The sequence below is a fragment of the Protofrankia sp. CiP1_Cm_nod2 genome (genome assembly GCF_920664355.1).
Classification (GTDB): domain Bacteria; phylum Actinomycetota; class Actinomycetes; order Frankiales; family Frankiaceae; genus Protofrankia.
In genome coordinates this window covers 27,056-43,345 of the sequence record NZ_CAKKTL010000009.1, presented here as the reverse complement: position 1 = coordinate 43,345, position 16,290 = coordinate 27,056, and the positions used below count along the sequence as shown (strand labels likewise).

10 protein-coding genes are annotated in these 16,290 nt (G+C 72.6%); all 10 read left to right on the top strand.

The window, feature by feature from the left end:
* Positions 1-258: 258 nt before the first annotated feature.
* Positions 259-834 carry a TerD family protein gene (locus NBW84_RS02025; RefSeq protein WP_250281145.1) on the top strand — a complete coding sequence of 192 codons (576 nt, stop codon included), beginning with the start codon at positions 259-261 and terminating at the stop codon, positions 832-834.
* A gap of 516 nt (positions 835-1,350) precedes the next feature.
* Positions 1,351-2,541 carry a DUF475 domain-containing protein gene (locus NBW84_RS02020; protein WP_250281153.1) on the top strand — a complete coding sequence of 397 codons (1,191 nt, stop codon included), beginning with the start codon at positions 1,351-1,353 and terminating at the stop codon, positions 2,539-2,541.
* Positions 2,542-2,679: 138 nt separating this feature from the next.
* A complete protein-coding gene (locus tag NBW84_RS02015) occupies positions 2,680-3,375 on the top strand; it encodes a TerD family protein (protein WP_250281144.1) in 696 nt (231 codons plus the stop codon).
* Between the two features lie 284 nt (positions 3,376-3,659).
* The gene (grpE, locus tag NBW84_RS02010; RefSeq protein WP_250281143.1) at positions 3,660-4,514 is read left to right on the top strand and encodes a nucleotide exchange factor GrpE; all 855 of its coding nucleotides are present in this window, start codon (positions 3,660-3,662) and stop codon (positions 4,512-4,514) included.
* A gap of 213 nt (positions 4,515-4,727) precedes the next feature.
* Positions 4,728-6,398, top strand: coding sequence for an Hsp70 family protein (locus tag NBW84_RS02005; RefSeq protein WP_250281142.1), 1,671 nt, complete (start codon positions 4,728-4,730; stop codon positions 6,396-6,398).
* A 300-nt stretch (positions 6,399-6,698) separates the two neighbouring features.
* Positions 6,699-10,178 carry a zinc ribbon domain-containing protein gene (locus tag NBW84_RS02000; RefSeq protein ID WP_250281141.1) on the top strand — a complete coding sequence of 1,160 codons (3,480 nt, stop codon included), beginning with the start codon at positions 6,699-6,701 and terminating at the stop codon, positions 10,176-10,178.
* 467 nt (positions 10,179-10,645) lie between these two features.
* On the top strand, positions 10,646-11,833 hold the full coding sequence (locus tag NBW84_RS01995) for an HpcH/HpaI aldolase/citrate lyase family protein (protein WP_250281139.1): 1,188 nt from the start codon (positions 10,646-10,648) through the stop codon (positions 11,831-11,833).
* A 126-nt stretch (positions 11,834-11,959) separates the two neighbouring features.
* Positions 11,960-13,354, top strand: coding sequence for a phosphoribosyltransferase family protein (locus NBW84_RS01990; RefSeq protein WP_250281138.1), 1,395 nt, complete (start codon positions 11,960-11,962; stop codon positions 13,352-13,354).
* A 59-nt stretch (positions 13,355-13,413) separates the two neighbouring features.
* Positions 13,414-14,532 carry a cysteine protease StiP family protein gene (locus NBW84_RS01985; protein WP_250281135.1) on the top strand — a complete coding sequence of 373 codons (1,119 nt, stop codon included), beginning with the start codon at positions 13,414-13,416 and terminating at the stop codon, positions 14,530-14,532.
* 903 nt (positions 14,533-15,435) lie between these two features.
* Positions 15,436-16,290: sucrose-6-phosphate hydrolase (locus NBW84_RS01980; protein WP_445548611.1), on the top strand; the 855-nt coding region annotated here is incomplete at its 3' end.

Genomic DNA, 16,290 nt, shown 5'->3' with positions numbered 1-16,290 from the left:
GCCGGCGGCCGCCCGCCCGCGCCGCGCCGCGCCGCCGGCCGCCGGCTGTCCCGGGGGCTGTCCCGAACGGGCGCGCACGTGCGTCCGGGAACCCTGGAGAGGTCCCGTTCGTCCCGCAGAACACAAGGCCCCATAACCCCACGTCGCCGTGGGCATGCGTGATCGAGTCCAGTAGGCTGCGTCGCGTTCGGTGCGGGGGGCGGCCAGGGCCCCGGAATACAGGAACAGCCCCGATCGCAATGACAGCAGGAGGAGCAAGTGGGAGTCAGCCTCAGCAAGGGCGGAAACGTTTCGCTGACCAAGGAGGCGCCCGGCCTGACCAGTATCGTCGTCGGCCTCGGCTGGGATGTCCGCAGCACGACCGGCGCTGATTTCGATCTTGATGCGAGCGCGATCGCCCTCGGATCCAATGGCAAGGTCCTCTCGGACAGTCACTTCGTCTTCTTCAACAATCTCAAGAGCCCGGACGGTGCCATCGAACATCAGGGCGACAACCTCACCGGCGAGGGCGAGGGCGACGACGAGGCGATCAACGTGAGTCTCGCCGGTCTGCCCGTGGAGGTCGACAAGGTGGTGTTTCCGGTTTCGATCTATGATGCGGACACGCGCCAGCAGAACTTCGGCCAGGTCCGCAACGCGTTCATCAGGATCGTCAACGGGGTGGGGGGCACCGAGATCGCGCGTTACGATCTCACCGAGGACGCCTCCACCGAAACTGCGATGGTCTTCGGTGAAGTCTACCGGCACGGCGCCGAGTGGAAGTTCCGGGCCGTCGGCCAGGGCTATGCCTCCGGGCTTGCCGGCATCGCCCGGGACTACGGAGTCAATGTCTGATCCTTCTGCCCTGACGCCCGGTCGTCGCGACCGGGCGGCCCGGGCCGGGGAAGCGGGCCGGGAGCGCCGGTGCCACCGCGTCCGCCGGGCCGTGGACGGCGAGGCCCGGCGGGCTGGACGGGGCGAGGCCCGGCGGGCTGGACGGGGCGAGGCCCGGCGGGCTGTGGGCGGCGGGCGGACGCCGTGCTGACGGCCCGTGCCCGCGTGCGGGGCGCCGGTGGTCCCGGTTTGGCCGGTTACCCGGCGGTGCCGGCTCGGCCGGTTACGATGCCCGGGATCGCGGTCAACGGCCAGGCGGCCCCGTGACTGTGCGGGGCACCCGTGGCGGGGTACCCGTAACTGTGCGGGGTAACTGTGCGGTCATGGTCAGGACATGGCCATGACCCGCGCCGCGCCCGGCCCGGGCCGACGCGCGGCTGACGTGATGCCTCGATGCTCCGGACCGGGGTCGAGGCGCGGTGGGTGGTGCTCCCGGTACCGCGCCAGACCCGGTCCGGAGGAAGGGTGCCTGTCCTCGTGCATGCCCTGCGAATCTTTGGTTGGTCGCTGGCGGTCACCGTGGTCGGTGTCGCGTTGGCCGGAGTGCTCGGCGGCCCGGAGACGGCCGCGATCGTCGCCATCCTGGCCGTGCTGGAGATAAGCCTGTCGTTCGACAACGCGGTCATCAACGCCACGATCCTGCGCCGGATGAACGAGTTCTGGCAGCGGATATTCCTCACCGTCGGCATCCTGATCGCCGTATTCGGGATGCGCCTGCTGTTCCCGATCGTCATCGTCGCGCTCACCGCGCATCTCGGCCCCATCGAGGTCTTCGACCTCGCGTTGAACAACCCGGACGAGTACGCGGCCCGGCTGCACGACGCGCATCCGGCCATCGCCGCCTTCGGTGGCATCTTCCTCTTCATGATCTTCCTGGATTTCATGTTCGACCCCGAACGTGACGTCCAGTGGCTCCGCTGGATCGAGGAGCCGCTGCGCAGGGCGGGGCACCTCGATGTGCTGTCGGTCGTGGTCGGGCTCGTCGCGCTCCTCATCGTCGCCGAGGCGTTCTCCGGTGACGCGATCCAGCAGGTGCTCACGGCCGGTGTCGCCGGTATCGCCACCTATCTGGGCGTGCGTGGTCTCGGTGAGTTCTTCGAGGCGCGCGGCCTGGGAGCCGACGACGATGACGCGCAGGACGCCGGGCAGGACGCCGACGACGCCACCGCGGTGGCTCCCGTGGGGACCGCGCCCGCGGCGGGGCCGGCCGGCGGCAAAGGCGGTCCCAACACGCTGGTCCTCGCGTCGGGGAAGGCCGCGTTCTTCCTGTTCCTGTACCTGGAGGTCCTGGACGCGTCGTTCTCCTTCGACGGCGTGGTGGGCGCTTTCGCGATCACTCAGAAGATCTTCGTCATCGCGGCCGGGCTCGGTATCGGCGCCATGTACATCCGGTCGATCACCGTCTACCTCGTCCGCAAGGGCACCCTGCAGGAGTATGTCTACCTGGAGCACGGCGCCCACTACGCCATCGGCGCGCTCGCGGTGATCCTCGCTGTCAGCATCGAGACCGAGGTCCCGGAGATCATCACCGGTCTCGTCGGTGTCGGGTTCATCGGAGTCGCCCTGATCTCCTCTCTGCTGCGCCGGAACAAGGAGCGGCGTGCCGGCGCGGACGAGGGCGACGGCCCGGACGAACGGCAGCGTGAGATCGTTACTGCCGGTTCATGACAGTCGTGCGTCCATGACAGCGCCGCCCATGGACGGCGGCGCCCATGACAGCGAAGATTCTTGATCGTGTATGTGCCACCACGGGGGTCACGGCGAGCCGGCGGCAGGGCCGGGACGACCACCACAAGGGAGCGGAACATGCCCATCGACTACAGCAAGCGCTCCACCGACTCATCCGCCGGTTCGTCCCCCGGCACGCCCGGGGTATCGCTGAACAAGGTGACTCTCACCAAGGGTGCACCTTCGGTCTCCCTGAGCAAGCAGGGCGGCGGCGGGCGGCTGCACGTCAACCTCAACTGGAACGCCCAGGGCGCGGCGGGCGCCGGCGGCAAGGGCGGCTTCCTCAAGCGGGTGCTGAGCGTCGGGCAGGGCGGGATCGACCTCGACCTGGCCAGCCTGTACGAGCTCACCGACGGCCGTAAGGGGGTCGTGCAGGCGCTCGGTAACGCGTTCGGCTCCCTCGACGCGCACCCGTACGTCCAGCTCGACGCCGATGACCGCACCGGTGCCTCCGCCGGTGGGGAGAACCTGTTCGTCAACCTGGCCCACGTCGCGGAGATCCGCCGTCTGCTGATCTTCGCTTTCATCTACTCCGGCGTCCCGAACTTCGACCAGGCCGGCGCGGTGGTGACCCTCACCCCGGCGCGGGGCGCGCCCATCGAGGTCCGGCTGGACGAGCGGGCCGGCAGCGCCCGGATGTGCGCGATCGCGCTGCTGACCAACCAGGGCGGCAACGACCTCATCGTGAGCAGGGAGGTGCGCTACGTCGGCAGCCACCAGGAACTCGACCAGGCCTTCGGCTGGGGACTGAACTGGACTCCGGGGCGCAAGTAGGCGCATGCGGACGAGTAGGAGAATATTGGGCGAATAGGCGTGTAAGGAAGGCGAACGGGCAACAGGGCCGGGAGCCAGGAGCATGATCAGGGGGACGACGAGATGTGGCTGCGCGCAGCCGGGGAGTGGAAGCGGACGTGAGCCGGCCGGTGCCGGTACCGCCCACGGGCGGTGGGCCCGTTTCGACATCCCGGCCACGGCACGGGCTGGTGGCCGGTACGCCACGTCCGGTGCCACCGGGTGACAACAGCGACGGGACGGGCCCGGCGGAACCGGGAGAGATCGTGGCCGGCACCGGGGATGCCGGGGATGACGGGCGTGACGGGCGTGACGCCCCGCCGGCCGTGCGGCCGGGGGACGCGACCGGCCCCGCGCCGGCCGATCATCCGCAGGCCGGCCTCCCGCCGGCCGGCCTCCCGCCGGCGGAGCCGGCCGTGACCATTGCCGCCGAGCCCGAGCAGCCCGCGGCACGGCCCCCCGCGGTTGGCGCGGCCGGCGGGATCGCTGACGGGCAGGAGGCCGCCGCCGGGGCCGCGGCTGAGGGCAGGGCCAAGGGCAAGAAGGGCAAGACCGGGACCGAGGGCAGGGCCGCGGACAAGACCGAGGACAGGGCCGAGGGCAGGGCCGCGGACGGGGCTGCCGCCGGGAACGCCGTCGGCGACGGCGACGCCGAGGGCCCCGCGGCCACCGCCGTCGCCGGCCGCCTGGACGAGCTGGCCCGGCGTCTCGAGGAGCTGGCCAGGCTCCGGCGTCACGACGCCGACCTGGTGGACCGCCTGCACGCCGAGAACACCCGGCTGCGGGCGGGTGAGCTGACCGAGGCGATGTCACCGTTGCTGCGGGGCCTGATGCGGCTGCACGACCAGATGACGAGCCTGGGCGCGGACGACGGCCAGAGCGTCGCCGGTATCCTGCGTACGCAGCTGTTGCAGATCATGGACGTCGCCGTGGACGTCCGTCCGTACACCGCGGTCGTGGGCATGCCCTTCGACCCGGCCCGGCACGTCGGCGTGCGCCGTATCGGTACGGACGACGCCAAGCGTGACCGGACGATCGCCCGGACCGTCAGACCCGGCTTCGTCCGCGGTGAGTCGATCGTGGTGCGCCCAGCCGAGGTGGAGGTCTTTCGGGCACACTAGGGGGCCGACAACAGCAGAAGGCCGACAAAGAGGGCCAACAACGGCGCGGCCATGGTTCTCGTGCGCCCGGTTCCCGGCCGGATCCGGGTGCCGGGGACCGGCCCGGTGGGCCCGGGGGCCTGGCGCCCCTGACCGTGGGCCGCGGCAGCGCGATGCTTTTCTTCGTGCGCCCGGGCCCTGGGCGGTGGCCGCGGTTTGGCGGAGGGAAGCTACATGACGCGGACGAAGGTGTTCGGGATCGACCTGGGAACGACGTACTCGTGTATCGCCCAGGTGGACGAGTACGGGCGCCCGGACGTCATCCGTAACATCGAGTCGCAGCCGACCACGCCGTCGGTGGTGCTCTTTGACGAGTCGCCCGGCGGCGAGGTCAGCTTCGTCGTCGGCACGCAGGCCAAGCGGCAGGCCCGGATCCGTCCGGACGACGTGGCGAGCCTGGTCAAGCGGCACATGGGCGAGGCGGACTGGCGGTTCGTCGTCCACGGCGAGGAGTACAGCGCTCCCGCGGTGTCCAGCCTCGTGCTCAAGGCCCTGGCCGCCGACGCGCAGCGGGTGACCGGGACCCCGGTGACCGATGTGGTCATCACCGTGCCCGCCTACTTCGGTGACGAGGAGCGCAAGGCGACGAAGCTCGCCGGGACGCTCGCCGGGCTGAACGTCGTCGACATCATCAACGAGCCGACCGCGGCGGCCTTCGCCTACGGGTTCGCGCGGGGCGGCGCGGCGGAGTCCACCGTGCTGGTCTACGACCTCGGCGGCGGCACCTTCGACACCACGGTCATCCGGCTGTCGGAGAACGAGATCACGGTGGTTGCCACCGACGGCGACCACGAGCTGGGCGGCGCCGACTGGGACGCCGAGCTGGTGCGTTTCCTCGCGCAGAAGTTCATCGAGGCGCAGCCCGGCGCCGGCGACCCGCTCGACGACGTCTACGACGAGCAGGAGCTGCTGACCGCGGCGGAGGAGGCGAAGCTGGCGCTCTCGGGCCGGGAGAGCGTGGACGTGCTGGTGGTCCATGCCGGCCGGCGCACGAGCGTGACCGTCACCCGCGCCGACCTCGAGGAGATCACGGCGTCGTTGCTGCAGCGCACGCTCGACCTGACCGGCTCGGTGCTCGACCGGGCGAAGGAGCGCGGGGTCGACCACGTCGACGTCTGCCTGCTCGTCGGGGGGATGAGCAAGACCCCTGTCATCGCCCGGAAGCTGACCGAGAAGTTCGGCCTGGCTCCCCGGCTCGTCGATCCTGATCTCGCGGTGGCCAAGGGCGCGGCGGTGTTCGGGCAGAAGAAGGAGCTGGAACGCCAGGTCATCGACGATCTGGTCGCGAAGGGCAGGCTTGCCGAGGGGGAGGGCCTGGAGGCGGCCGAGGCGACCGACGTGCGGCAGGCGGCGTCCGGGGCGGCCGACAGCCTCGGGCTGGACATCACCGCCGTGGTGGACCTGGTGAAAACGAAGATCGTAAATGTGACCTCGCGCGGTTTCGGGATCCTCGCCGAGGACAGGGGCAAGACGGTCGCCGCCTTCCTAGCGCACCGCAACGACCCGTTGCCGATCGAGGTGACGCGGACCTTCTACACGGTCTCCGACAACCAGGCCGAGGTCGACATCCGCGTGTTCGAGCAGGGCACGAGCGCCGAGTCGCCCCTGCCGGAGGACAACAAGGTGATCGTCGAGGGCGCCATCGCCGGCATCCCGGGCGGCCATCCCCGCGGCACGCCCGTCGAGGTCACCTTCTTCATGCGCCCGGACCAGACCATCCGGGTCACCGCCACCCATCCCGGCGCGAAGGACCCCCTGCTCCTGCAGGTGAAGGCCGGGGTCGGCAGCGAGGCGATGCGGGACGAGGAGGGCAGGAAGGTCACCCTGCTCAAGCAGCGCGACTGACGGCCTGGAGGGTCTGCGGTGGATGCCGGCCGGCGCGGGCGCTGATCCGGACGGCCGGCATCCACCGCAGACATACCCACGGGGACACCCGTACCCACGCGGACACCCGCACCCACGCGGACACCCGCCGGGCCGTGTCTGTGTGAGGTGTCACCAGGAGCGGGCAGGTGCAGTTCTGGCCGGTGCATTGCCTCGTCCAGTACATATGGTGAACGTTCCAGGCCGCGCCCAGGACGGGCACGGGCTGTACAGACACGGGTTTCACCTGCCCCGCGGCAGGGACGGGACGAAGGTGGGACGGTGAGCGCGGCGTTCGACGGCAGCGGTTACCGCCAGCGTGTGCTGGCGGAGCTGCACCGCCGCTCCACGTTGGATCTCGATGACCCTTTTTTCGTCGCGGCCCTCGATCCGGATGCCGTCCACACCGACGCGCAGGTACGCGAGCAGCTGGCCGCCGTCATGGCCTTCCTGCAACGGCAGCGGGACGCGACCCGGTACGCGTCGCTCGCGGCGACGCTGGTGCGGCGGCGGGCGGAGTGGGAGGCGCCGCTGCTGGACGCCGCCACCCGCGACCAGCTCCGGGCCCGGGTGCTGGCGGCCCGCCAGGCCGGGCAGGCCGAACGGCTGGCGAAAGTGGCCCGCAATCTCGCTACCGTACGTGAGCGTTTCGGCGGGGTGCCGCGTTCCCGGGTGGCCGGGCTGCGCCGGCTGGCGGCGGCCGACGGGGTGACCACCGAGCAGTTCGACGCGGTTCTCGCCGGCGAGCAGGTGATCGAGGACGGCTGGGGGGACGGGGCCGAGCCCCTCGCCGCGGGGGTGCGCCGCCAGATCCGGGACCGTCTGACCGAGCTGCGGCAGCTGCGGGTGGGCAGCAGGGCCGCCACCGCCTCCCTCTGGGCCTTCCTGGGGGTCCCGGCCGGCTCGCCGCCGGAACGGATCAGGGCGGCCTACGAGATCGCGCTGGAACGCAACCAGCGGCGCCCGCACGACCACGAGAAGACGGTGATCGCGGATCTGCTCGCGCAGGTGCGCACCAGGCTGCTGGACGGGGATCCGGCCGCCTACACCGCCGGCCTGGCCGCGGACGCCCGGGAGGAGATCCGGGGGCGGGTCGAGGAGCACATCGTTCTCGACGGCGAACTGGGACCGGCCGCGTTCGAGGGGCTGGTGCGGGAGATCCTCTCGAGCGGGTCGGGCCTGTCCACGGCGCAGGCCAAGACCCTGCTGCTCGGCGTCGCCCGGGAGCTGGGCGCGGCCGTGACGACCGGGGTCTTCCTCGACTATGTGGTGTGCGCGCAGTGCTGCCGCCCGGAGCCGGTGGACGGCTCGCGGATCTGCCGTTACTGCGACACCGAGCTGTACACCGCGTGCCCCTCGTGCGGACGGGAGACCGAGGCCGCCGCGGTGGCCTGCCGTTCCTGCGGGCAGAGCGTGCGCCAGGCACGGGAGGCCGCCCAGGCCGTGTCCGCCATCCGCCGGGCGCTGGGCGCCGGCCGGGCCCGCCAGGCCGGCGAGCTGCTGGCCGCCGTCCGCCCGGTGCTGGCGCTGCTCGACGGTGCCGCCGCGCGGGAGGCCGAAGAGCTCGACGCACGGGTGCAGGCGGCGCTGGCCGCCGCCGACGCCGGCTGGCGGGCGCTGGTGGACAACCGTGAGGCCCGGCGCGCGGACGCCGCCACCGACGGGGCGCGGTGGCTGGTCTCCCACGCCCGCGACGTGCCCGGCCCGGACGGGCGCACCCCCGAGGAGGTGCTCGCCGAACTCGCCGCCCATCAGGACGTCATCCACCGCCGGGTCGCCGCGGCCCGGGTGCTGCCCGCCCCCGACCAGGAGAGTGCCCTGGCCGCGGTGCTCGCCACGGCGGCGGACAGCCGCGAGGCACTGGCGGCGCTGGCCGCGCTGCCCCTCGACCCGCCCCGGGAGCTGACCGCGGCCGAGCAGGACGGCGGGGTGGTCCTGCGGTGGCGCGCCTGCCTGTCCAGCGCCGCTCCGGTGTCCTACCGGGTGGTCCGCCTGCTCGGGGACGCGAGCGGCCCGGAGCGGATGGTCGCGTCGGAACACAGCCTGGGCACCACCGGGTCCACGGAGCTCGTCGACGCCGGGGTACCGGTGGGGCTGATGGTCCGCTACGAGGTGACCGCGATCGCCGGCAGCCGGCGGTCGGTACCGGTACGCACACCCGGGCTCGTGGTCATGCGGGATGTCACCGAGCTGCGCGCGGAGCAGATCGGTGACGCGGTGAAGCTGTCCTGGCGCCTGGACGGCCCGGTGGACGCGGTCACGATCGAGCGGGCCGTGGACGAGTCGTCGCCGGTGCGGCTCCCGACGCGGCGGATCAGGGCGAACGCCGGCCAGTACGTCGACTCCACCGTCCAGGCAGGTGTCACCTACCGCTATCAGGTCTACGTCGAGTTCCACGACGCGGGCGGTGTTCCCGCGCGCACGGGCGGGGCGTCGACCATGGCGACGGTGATCCCGCGTCCACCGGCGATCCGTGATCTGCAGATCACCGCCGCCGCGGGCCGCACCATGCTGCGCTGGAACGCGCCGGTGGGCAGCGAGGTGCGGATCTACGCGGTGCCCTCGAGCGGAGGGCAGCCGAGCTCGCGGTCGGGTCTGTCGAGCTCGCCGCCGGGCCTGCCGCCGGGGCATCCGCTCGCGGCCGAGGACGCCGAGGTGGATCTGGCGCGGATCGTCGATCCGGCCCGGCTGGTCGGGTCCAGCGACAGCGGCCACCTGGTCGACCTGTCGGCGGCCGGCGAGCTGGAGTACGTCCCGGTGACCGTGCTGGCCGGCCGGGCCGTGGTCGGCAGGGCGGTCCGGCACCTGGTCGTCGGGGAGATCACGGAGCTGCGTGCCGACGACCGCGGCGAGGAGATCGTGCTGTCCTTCCGGATGCCGCCGGGGATCACCGAGGCCCGGGTCCTGTGGCGCCGGGACCAGCCGCCGACCGGGCCCGGCGATCCCGAGGCCGAACAGGCGAAGGTCACCAGCGCGAGCCTGGAGATGAAAGGCGGCTGGCACCTGGCCGCGCCGCCGGACGGCTCGGCGTATTTCATCGTCTGCTATCCGCTGGTACGCATCGGCGGGACGCTGGCCGCGGTACCGCCCGGAACGGGCATCCTGGCCCGGCTGGCGGTCCGGGCGGAGCGGGATGCCCGTCCGGATCCGCCGCTCCATGTGGGCCTCCCGGCCCCGGCGGCCGGTGACCAGGAGGAATGGGCGTCCGCGCATCCCCCGGCCCTCGCGGATCCCCCGGCCCTCGCGGATCCCCCGGCCCTCGCGGATCCGGTGGCTTCCGGTGGCCAACGGGCCGCCGGGAGCGCGGGAGCCGCCACGGGCCCGCCGGCCGGGACCGGCTCGCCGGCCCAGCCGGACCAGCAGCCACCGCAGGAGCGGCCACACCAGGAGCAGCCGCGGCAGGAACAGCGGGAGCAGCCGCAGCAGCAACAGATACAACAGGATGCGGCGACGGTCAGTTATATGGTGGCTCGGGTGGGCTGGCGTCGTCGTACGTTGCGCGTACAGGTGCGCGCGGACGGGCTGCTGCCCGAGTTGCTGCTGGTCGCCCGGTCCGGAACGATCCCGCCGCAGACCCGGGAGGACGGGCAGGTGCTCGCCCGGGTGCCCGCCCACGAGGCGGCACATACACCCGGTGAGCACACCGTGGAGGTCCCGCTGGACGGCGCGCGGCTGCCGTGGGGCATCCGGCTGCTTCCGGGCCCGCAGGCCGCGCAGGTCGTGCTGCGGCATCCTCCGGACGACGCCCTGGTGCTGCGGTGAACCCGTCCGCCCGGCCGTCACGGGCAAGCGTCCCGCTATTGCGCGTCGCGAATAACGCGCAATAGCGAACGGATCAGCGGTGAATGTATTGGGCGGCGGGTAATCGGATAATGCGCGCCCGGCATGACACGCCGCGCCCACGGTCACCGGCCGGCGGCGTGGTGTGCGCGGATACCCGGGCGCGGGTGGCCCGGCGGCCGCCTGATTCGTCATGGTGATCCGCCGGGCTGGCCGACCTGCCCTGATACCTTGCCGCGGGCAGTCGGCGGCCCGGCCAGCGGTCGGTGGCGATCTCGTTCGCCACGGTCGTGGTCATGTGAAAACAGGTTGTCCAGCCGATGACAACAGCGTGCGGGATTTCGGCGCCGGTGGCGGTGGCTGTAGGTTCTGGCCAGTCCGGCGCCCCGCAAATGACGATGTGCGGCCGCCCCGATCAGTGAACGGTCCGACGACAGGGGGTTCGACCGGTGCGTCACTTCGGTTTCCTGGCCGCGGACCGGGCGGATGCGCTGTTTCACCGCCTGCCCGAGGAGATTCCGCCGGCCGCGGACCGCCTGTTGGTGGCAACGGCGCTCGGGGCGACTCTTTACGCCCCGGGCACCCGCCCGACGCTGGCCGCGGACGTCCGCCGCCAGGTGTCCGCCGGGGTGACGTCGATGGTGCTCTGCCTGGAGGACGCCATCGCCGACCACGAGGTCCCCGCGGCCGAGGCGAACATCATCACCGCGCTGCGCGACCTGGGTGGGAATCCGCCGGCCACCGCGGGCGGGCCGCCGTTGCTGTTCGTCCGCGTGCGTGACACCGACCAGATATCGCGCGTCGTCGCCCAGCTCGACGCCGACGCGTCGGGGATGCTCGGCGGTTTCGTGCTGCCCAAGTTCGATCCCGAGGGCGGCGTGGCGGCGCTGGCCGCGGTCGTGCGGGCCTCCGACCGGCTCGCCCGGCCGCTGTGGGCGATGCCCGTGCTGGAAAGCCCTCAGATCATCTTTCGCGAGACCCGGGAGCGGACGCTGCTGGGCGTGCGCGACCTCGTCGACAAGCACGCCGACATCGTTCTTGCCGTGCGTATCGGCGCGACCGATCTCTGTGGCCTGTTCGGGCTGCGCCGGGACCGTGATCTGACCATCTACGACATCGCGGTGGTGCGGGACTGCATCGCCGACATCGTCAACGTGTGCGGCCGCGGTGGGGAGCACGTGGTGAGCGGGCCGGTCTGGGAGTACTTCGCGCAGCCGGAACGGCTCTTCGTCAGCGCGCTGCGGGTCACGCCGTTCGAGGAGGCCGACCTCGTCGGCGACAGCGCGGACGGCGCGCGGATGCGTTCCCGGCTCGTCTCCGCCGATCTCGACCGGCTCATCCGCGAGGTCGTGCTCGACAAGGCCAACGGGCTGCTCGGCAAAACAGTGATCCATCCCAGCCATGTGCCCGCCGTACACGCCCTGCACGTGGCCACCCACGAGGAGTACACGGACGCGATGGCGATTCTCGCGGACGACAGCGGTGGCGTGCGTCCGAGCCGCTACGCGAACAAGATGAACGAGCTGCGGCCCCACCGGGCCTGGGCCGAGGGGGTGCTGCGGCGGGCCCGGGCCTTCGGCGTCCTGCGCGAGGGGCACACGTTCGTCGACGTGCTGGCGGCGACCAGCGCACTGTGACCGGCAGTGCGCGGGCGAGCGCCCGGCGGGCGGGTGGCCGCCACCGGACGGGTGGCCGCAACTACCGGAACTGGTGAAGACCCCGCTGGCGATGCCGGCCGGGGTGCTGCTGAGGACGGAGGTCGTGTGAGTCTGGCGGATGGTGCCGCGGTGCCGTCGAACGGTTCGGGATGGCTGTGGGACGAGCTGGGGCTCGATGTCCGGCTGCGGGCCGACGTGGTCGGCGGGGGGCTGGACGCAATGGTGGGCCTTGCGCTGCGGCGCAACCCCAGACGGGCCCATCTGCTGGTCAGCCGGGTGCTCGGCAAGCATCTGCCGGTACGCCCGGCGCGGTCGGTCGCGGCCGGCCATCTGCTGGCCGCGCGGGTCCGCGCCGACCAGCGGGCGGCCGGGGGCGATGCCGCGGCGGTGGCGCCGCTGGTGCTCGGCTACTGCGAGACCGCCACCTCGCTCGGGCACACCGTGGCCGACGGCCTCGCCGGCTGCGACTACCTGCACACCACGCGCCGGGTCGTTCCTGGTGCCACCACGCTGCTGGACTTCGACGAGGCGCATTCGCATGCCACCTTCCACTGGTTGATGCCGAGCGATCCCGAGCTGGTGCGGGCGCCCCGGCCGCTGGTGCTCGTCGACGACGAGCTGTCCACCGGCCGGACCGCCCTGGGCACGATCCGCGCGCTGCACGCGTTCGCGCCCCGGCCGTCGTACACGGTGGCCACGCTTTTCGACGCCCGGCCGGCGCCGGCCCGCCGCGCCTTCGACGAGCTCGCGGAGCGTCTCGGCGTGTCCGTACGGGTGGTGTCGCTGCTGGCCGGGGAGGTGACCGTCCCGGACGACGTGACCGCGCGCGCCGAGCGGATACGAGCCCGGTACGGCGCCGGCGCCGGCGCCGGCGCCGACGCCGACGGCAGCCGGCCATGGTCCTGCGGGGAGCCCGCTCCGGTGCGCCGTGTGACACCCGACTGGCCTGACGATCTTCCCGACGGCGCCCGCCATGGCTGGTCACGGCCGGACCGGGCGCTGCTCGCCGAGGTGGCGCCGCTGGTCGCCAAGGACGTGGCCGAGGCGCTGAACAGGCCCTCGGGCCGCGTTCTCGTGCTCGGCACCGAGGAGCTCATGTACACACCGCTACTTATCGGTGACGCGCTCGACCGGATCGTCCCTGGCGAGGTCGTCTACCACTCGACGACCCGCTCACCGGTCCACCCGATCGACGCCGACGGCTACGCGATCCGCTGCGCGCGGACCTTTCCGGCGCCTGACGACCCGGGCCGGGCCAGCCATGTGTACAACGTCCGGCCCGGCCTGTACGACGACATCGTCGTGGTGGTCGACTCGGCCGCGAACGGGCGGGCCGCCAGCGGGACGGCCGGGGCGAGCGTGTCAGGGGCGGCCGACGTGTCGGGGATGGCCGGGGTGCTGCGCCGGTGCGCGCCGGTCACCGTGGTCACGATCCCGACGCGGGGGCCGGCCGGCCGGCCGCTGGCCCTGTCGGCCGACAGCGCCGGGGGTGCGCGTTGACCGGGAGCGCCGGGAGCGCCGGGAGTGCCGGGAGCCCCGCAGACGCGTCCGGGAGCGCGGTGCGGCCGGTCATCCCGGGAACGGTGGGCTCGGGCTCCTACGACCCGGCGGACGTCACCTTCCTGTTGAAGGACCTCAGCGACATCCCGCTGGAACGCCCCACCGAGGACCGCGAGGAGGACTTCTCCAAGGGCCGCCACTACTCCGAGGACCTGCCGGTCGAATACGAACCGTCGCAGGCCTACCTTGCCCTGTTCGAGGATGCCCTGGCCCGCTCGGCGGTACGGGTCGCCACCGCGGTCGGCATCGCCACCGAACTCGTGCTCGCGGGCAGAGGAGAGCCGGTCATCGTGTCGCTGGCGCGGGCCGGCACGCCCGCCGGCATCCTGATGCGGCGCTGGGCCCGCTGGCGGCACGGGCTCGACCTGTCGCACTATTCGGTCTCCATCATCAAGGACCGGGGGCTCGACGAGAACGCGATGCGCTGGATCCTCGCTCGGCACGACCGGCGCAGCCTCCAGTTCGTCGACGGCTGGACGGGCAAGGGCGCCATTCTCCGGGTGCTCGAGACCGCCGCCCGCGGCCTCGGGCTGGACGCGTCCATGGCGGTCATCTCCGACCCCGGCCACTGCACATCCCTGTACGGGACGCGGGACGACTTCCTGATCCCGCACAGCTGCCTGAACTCCACGGTCAGCGGCCTGGTGAGCCGGACGGTGCTGAACCGGTCGCTGATCGGCCCGGCCGACTTCCACGGGGCGAAGTACTACCGGCACCTCGCCGACCGGGACTACTCCCGCCGTTACGTCGAGACCGTTGCCGAGGCGTTCCCCGCCGCGTCGGCCGCGGTCGCGGACGGCGTCTCGCGGCCGGCGGAGCGCACCCCGACCTGGGCCGGCTGGCAGGCGGTCGAGACGCTGGCGAAGGAGTACGGGATCGACAACATCGGCCTGGTCAAGCCCGGGGTCGGCGAGACCACCAGGGTGCTGTTGCGCCGGGTGCCCTGGAAGGTCGTCGTCACCCCCGAGCGGCTGGCGGAGCTGCCTCATGTCCTGTCCCTGTGCGAGGCCAAGGGCGTGCCCGTCGAGGAGAGGGCCGACCTGCCGTACTCGTGTGTCGGGATCATCAAGCCGCCCGACGGCACGCCCGACCGCGCGCTGTTCACCAGGCCGTCGTGACAGGGTGTTTCGTCGCCATGAGATGTTCCATCGCGCAGGCTGTCCAGCACCTGAAGGATCAGGGTTTTCCGGGGGATCGGCCCGCGTGCCCTGATGGTGGCACGCAGCTCGCTGACCGTCACCAGGTGTTGCTGGACGGCGGACGCGATGATGTCGTACACGGCTTCCGGCCGCTGCGCCCAGTTGGCCATGTCCACGACGGAGCGGGCCAGCCTGGTCCGTCGTGGACGCAGGTGGGGGTGCACGGCGTCGGGGCCCAGCCGGGCGCTGTGGTGAACGACGACGCCCGGCCGCGGGGCGGGATGCCGCCCGGCCGGCACGACGATGGTGATGTGCTCGTCGTCGAAGCCGCGCAGGCCGCCCATGGCGGCCGCGGAGGCGCCGCCGACGACGGCGTGCGGCCCGATGGACTCGACCGCGCACCACAGCAGCTGCATCCGGGTGGGCGGCTGCGGGCGGGTCACGAGCACACCCGGCATGGGGCGCTGCCAGCGTCCGGTCCGCACCTGCCAGTGAATCGTCGAGCGGCTCGTGCCGGCGGCGACGACAGCGCGGACGGCGATGACGCCGCACTGGCTGTCGGCGGCCTGCTGCCAGGGATACCGCCGCCAGGAATCCTGCTGCCGGGGATGCTGCCGCCAGGGATCCTGGTGCCAGGAATCCTGCTGCCAGGGATGCTGCTGCCAGGGATGCTGGCCGGGGTCCGGGGCCATGTCTGTCAGGCTCGCAGCCGTGCCGGCCGGATGGAACAGCGCGCGGCGGCCTGTGGACAACTGCCACCCACCCGAGCGGGCTGTGGACAGGCCCCGGCCCGTCCGGTTCCCGTGTCCGGACGGTTCCCGTGTCCGGACAATGCGTGTGATTGCGCGGCATGTCGGCCGGCCCGTGGCGTAGAGTCGGGCCATCAGCACATGGACGCCCGCGCCGTCCCCGGCCGCGGCCCTGCCGGGCGCGCGCTGGGTCGTCGCCTGTGATCTCGACCAGACGCTGATCTACAGCAGGCGTTCCTTCCGGCTCCCGTCCGGTGCGGTCGAACCCGAGCTGGTCACTGTGGAGCACATCGACGGCGAGCCCGCCGCGTTCTGCACCGCCGCGTCCGCCGAACTGATCGCCAGGCTGCACGCCGCGGCGACCCTCGTTCCGGTCACCACCCGTACCCGGGCACAGTACGAACGGGTCGATCTCGGTGTCCGCCCCCGGTACGCGATCACGACCAACGGCGGCCACCTGCTGGTGGACGGCCGTCCGGACGAGGCCTGGGCGGCCCGGATCCGGGAGCGGATCGCCACCCGTGCCCGCCCGCTCGCCGAGGTGTGGGCCATCGCGCAGCGGCTCGCCGCCGACGGCTGGGTCCGGGTGAGCCGGGTCGCCGACGGCCTGTTCGTCTACCTCGTCGCCTACGAGCGTGACGGCATCCCCGACCTGTCCGGCCTCGCGGCGGGCCTGGCGGCCGATGGCTGGGGCCTGTCCGTCCAGGGACGCAAGGTCTACCTGGTACCGGCCGGGCTGACCAAGCAGGCGGCCCTCGCCGAGGTGATGCGCCGGGCCGCGCCGGCAAGGCTCGCCGCCGCGGGGGACTCACTGCTGGACGCGGGCATGCTCGCCGCCGCGGACCTCGCCGTCCGCCCCGCCCACGGCGAGCTGGACGAGCACCGGTGGACGCACCCGAACCTGCGGGTCACCACCGTCTCGGGCCTGCGCGGGGGGCAGGAACTGCTCGAGATCCTCGAAGCCGGGCTCGCCGCCGCGGGACCGGCA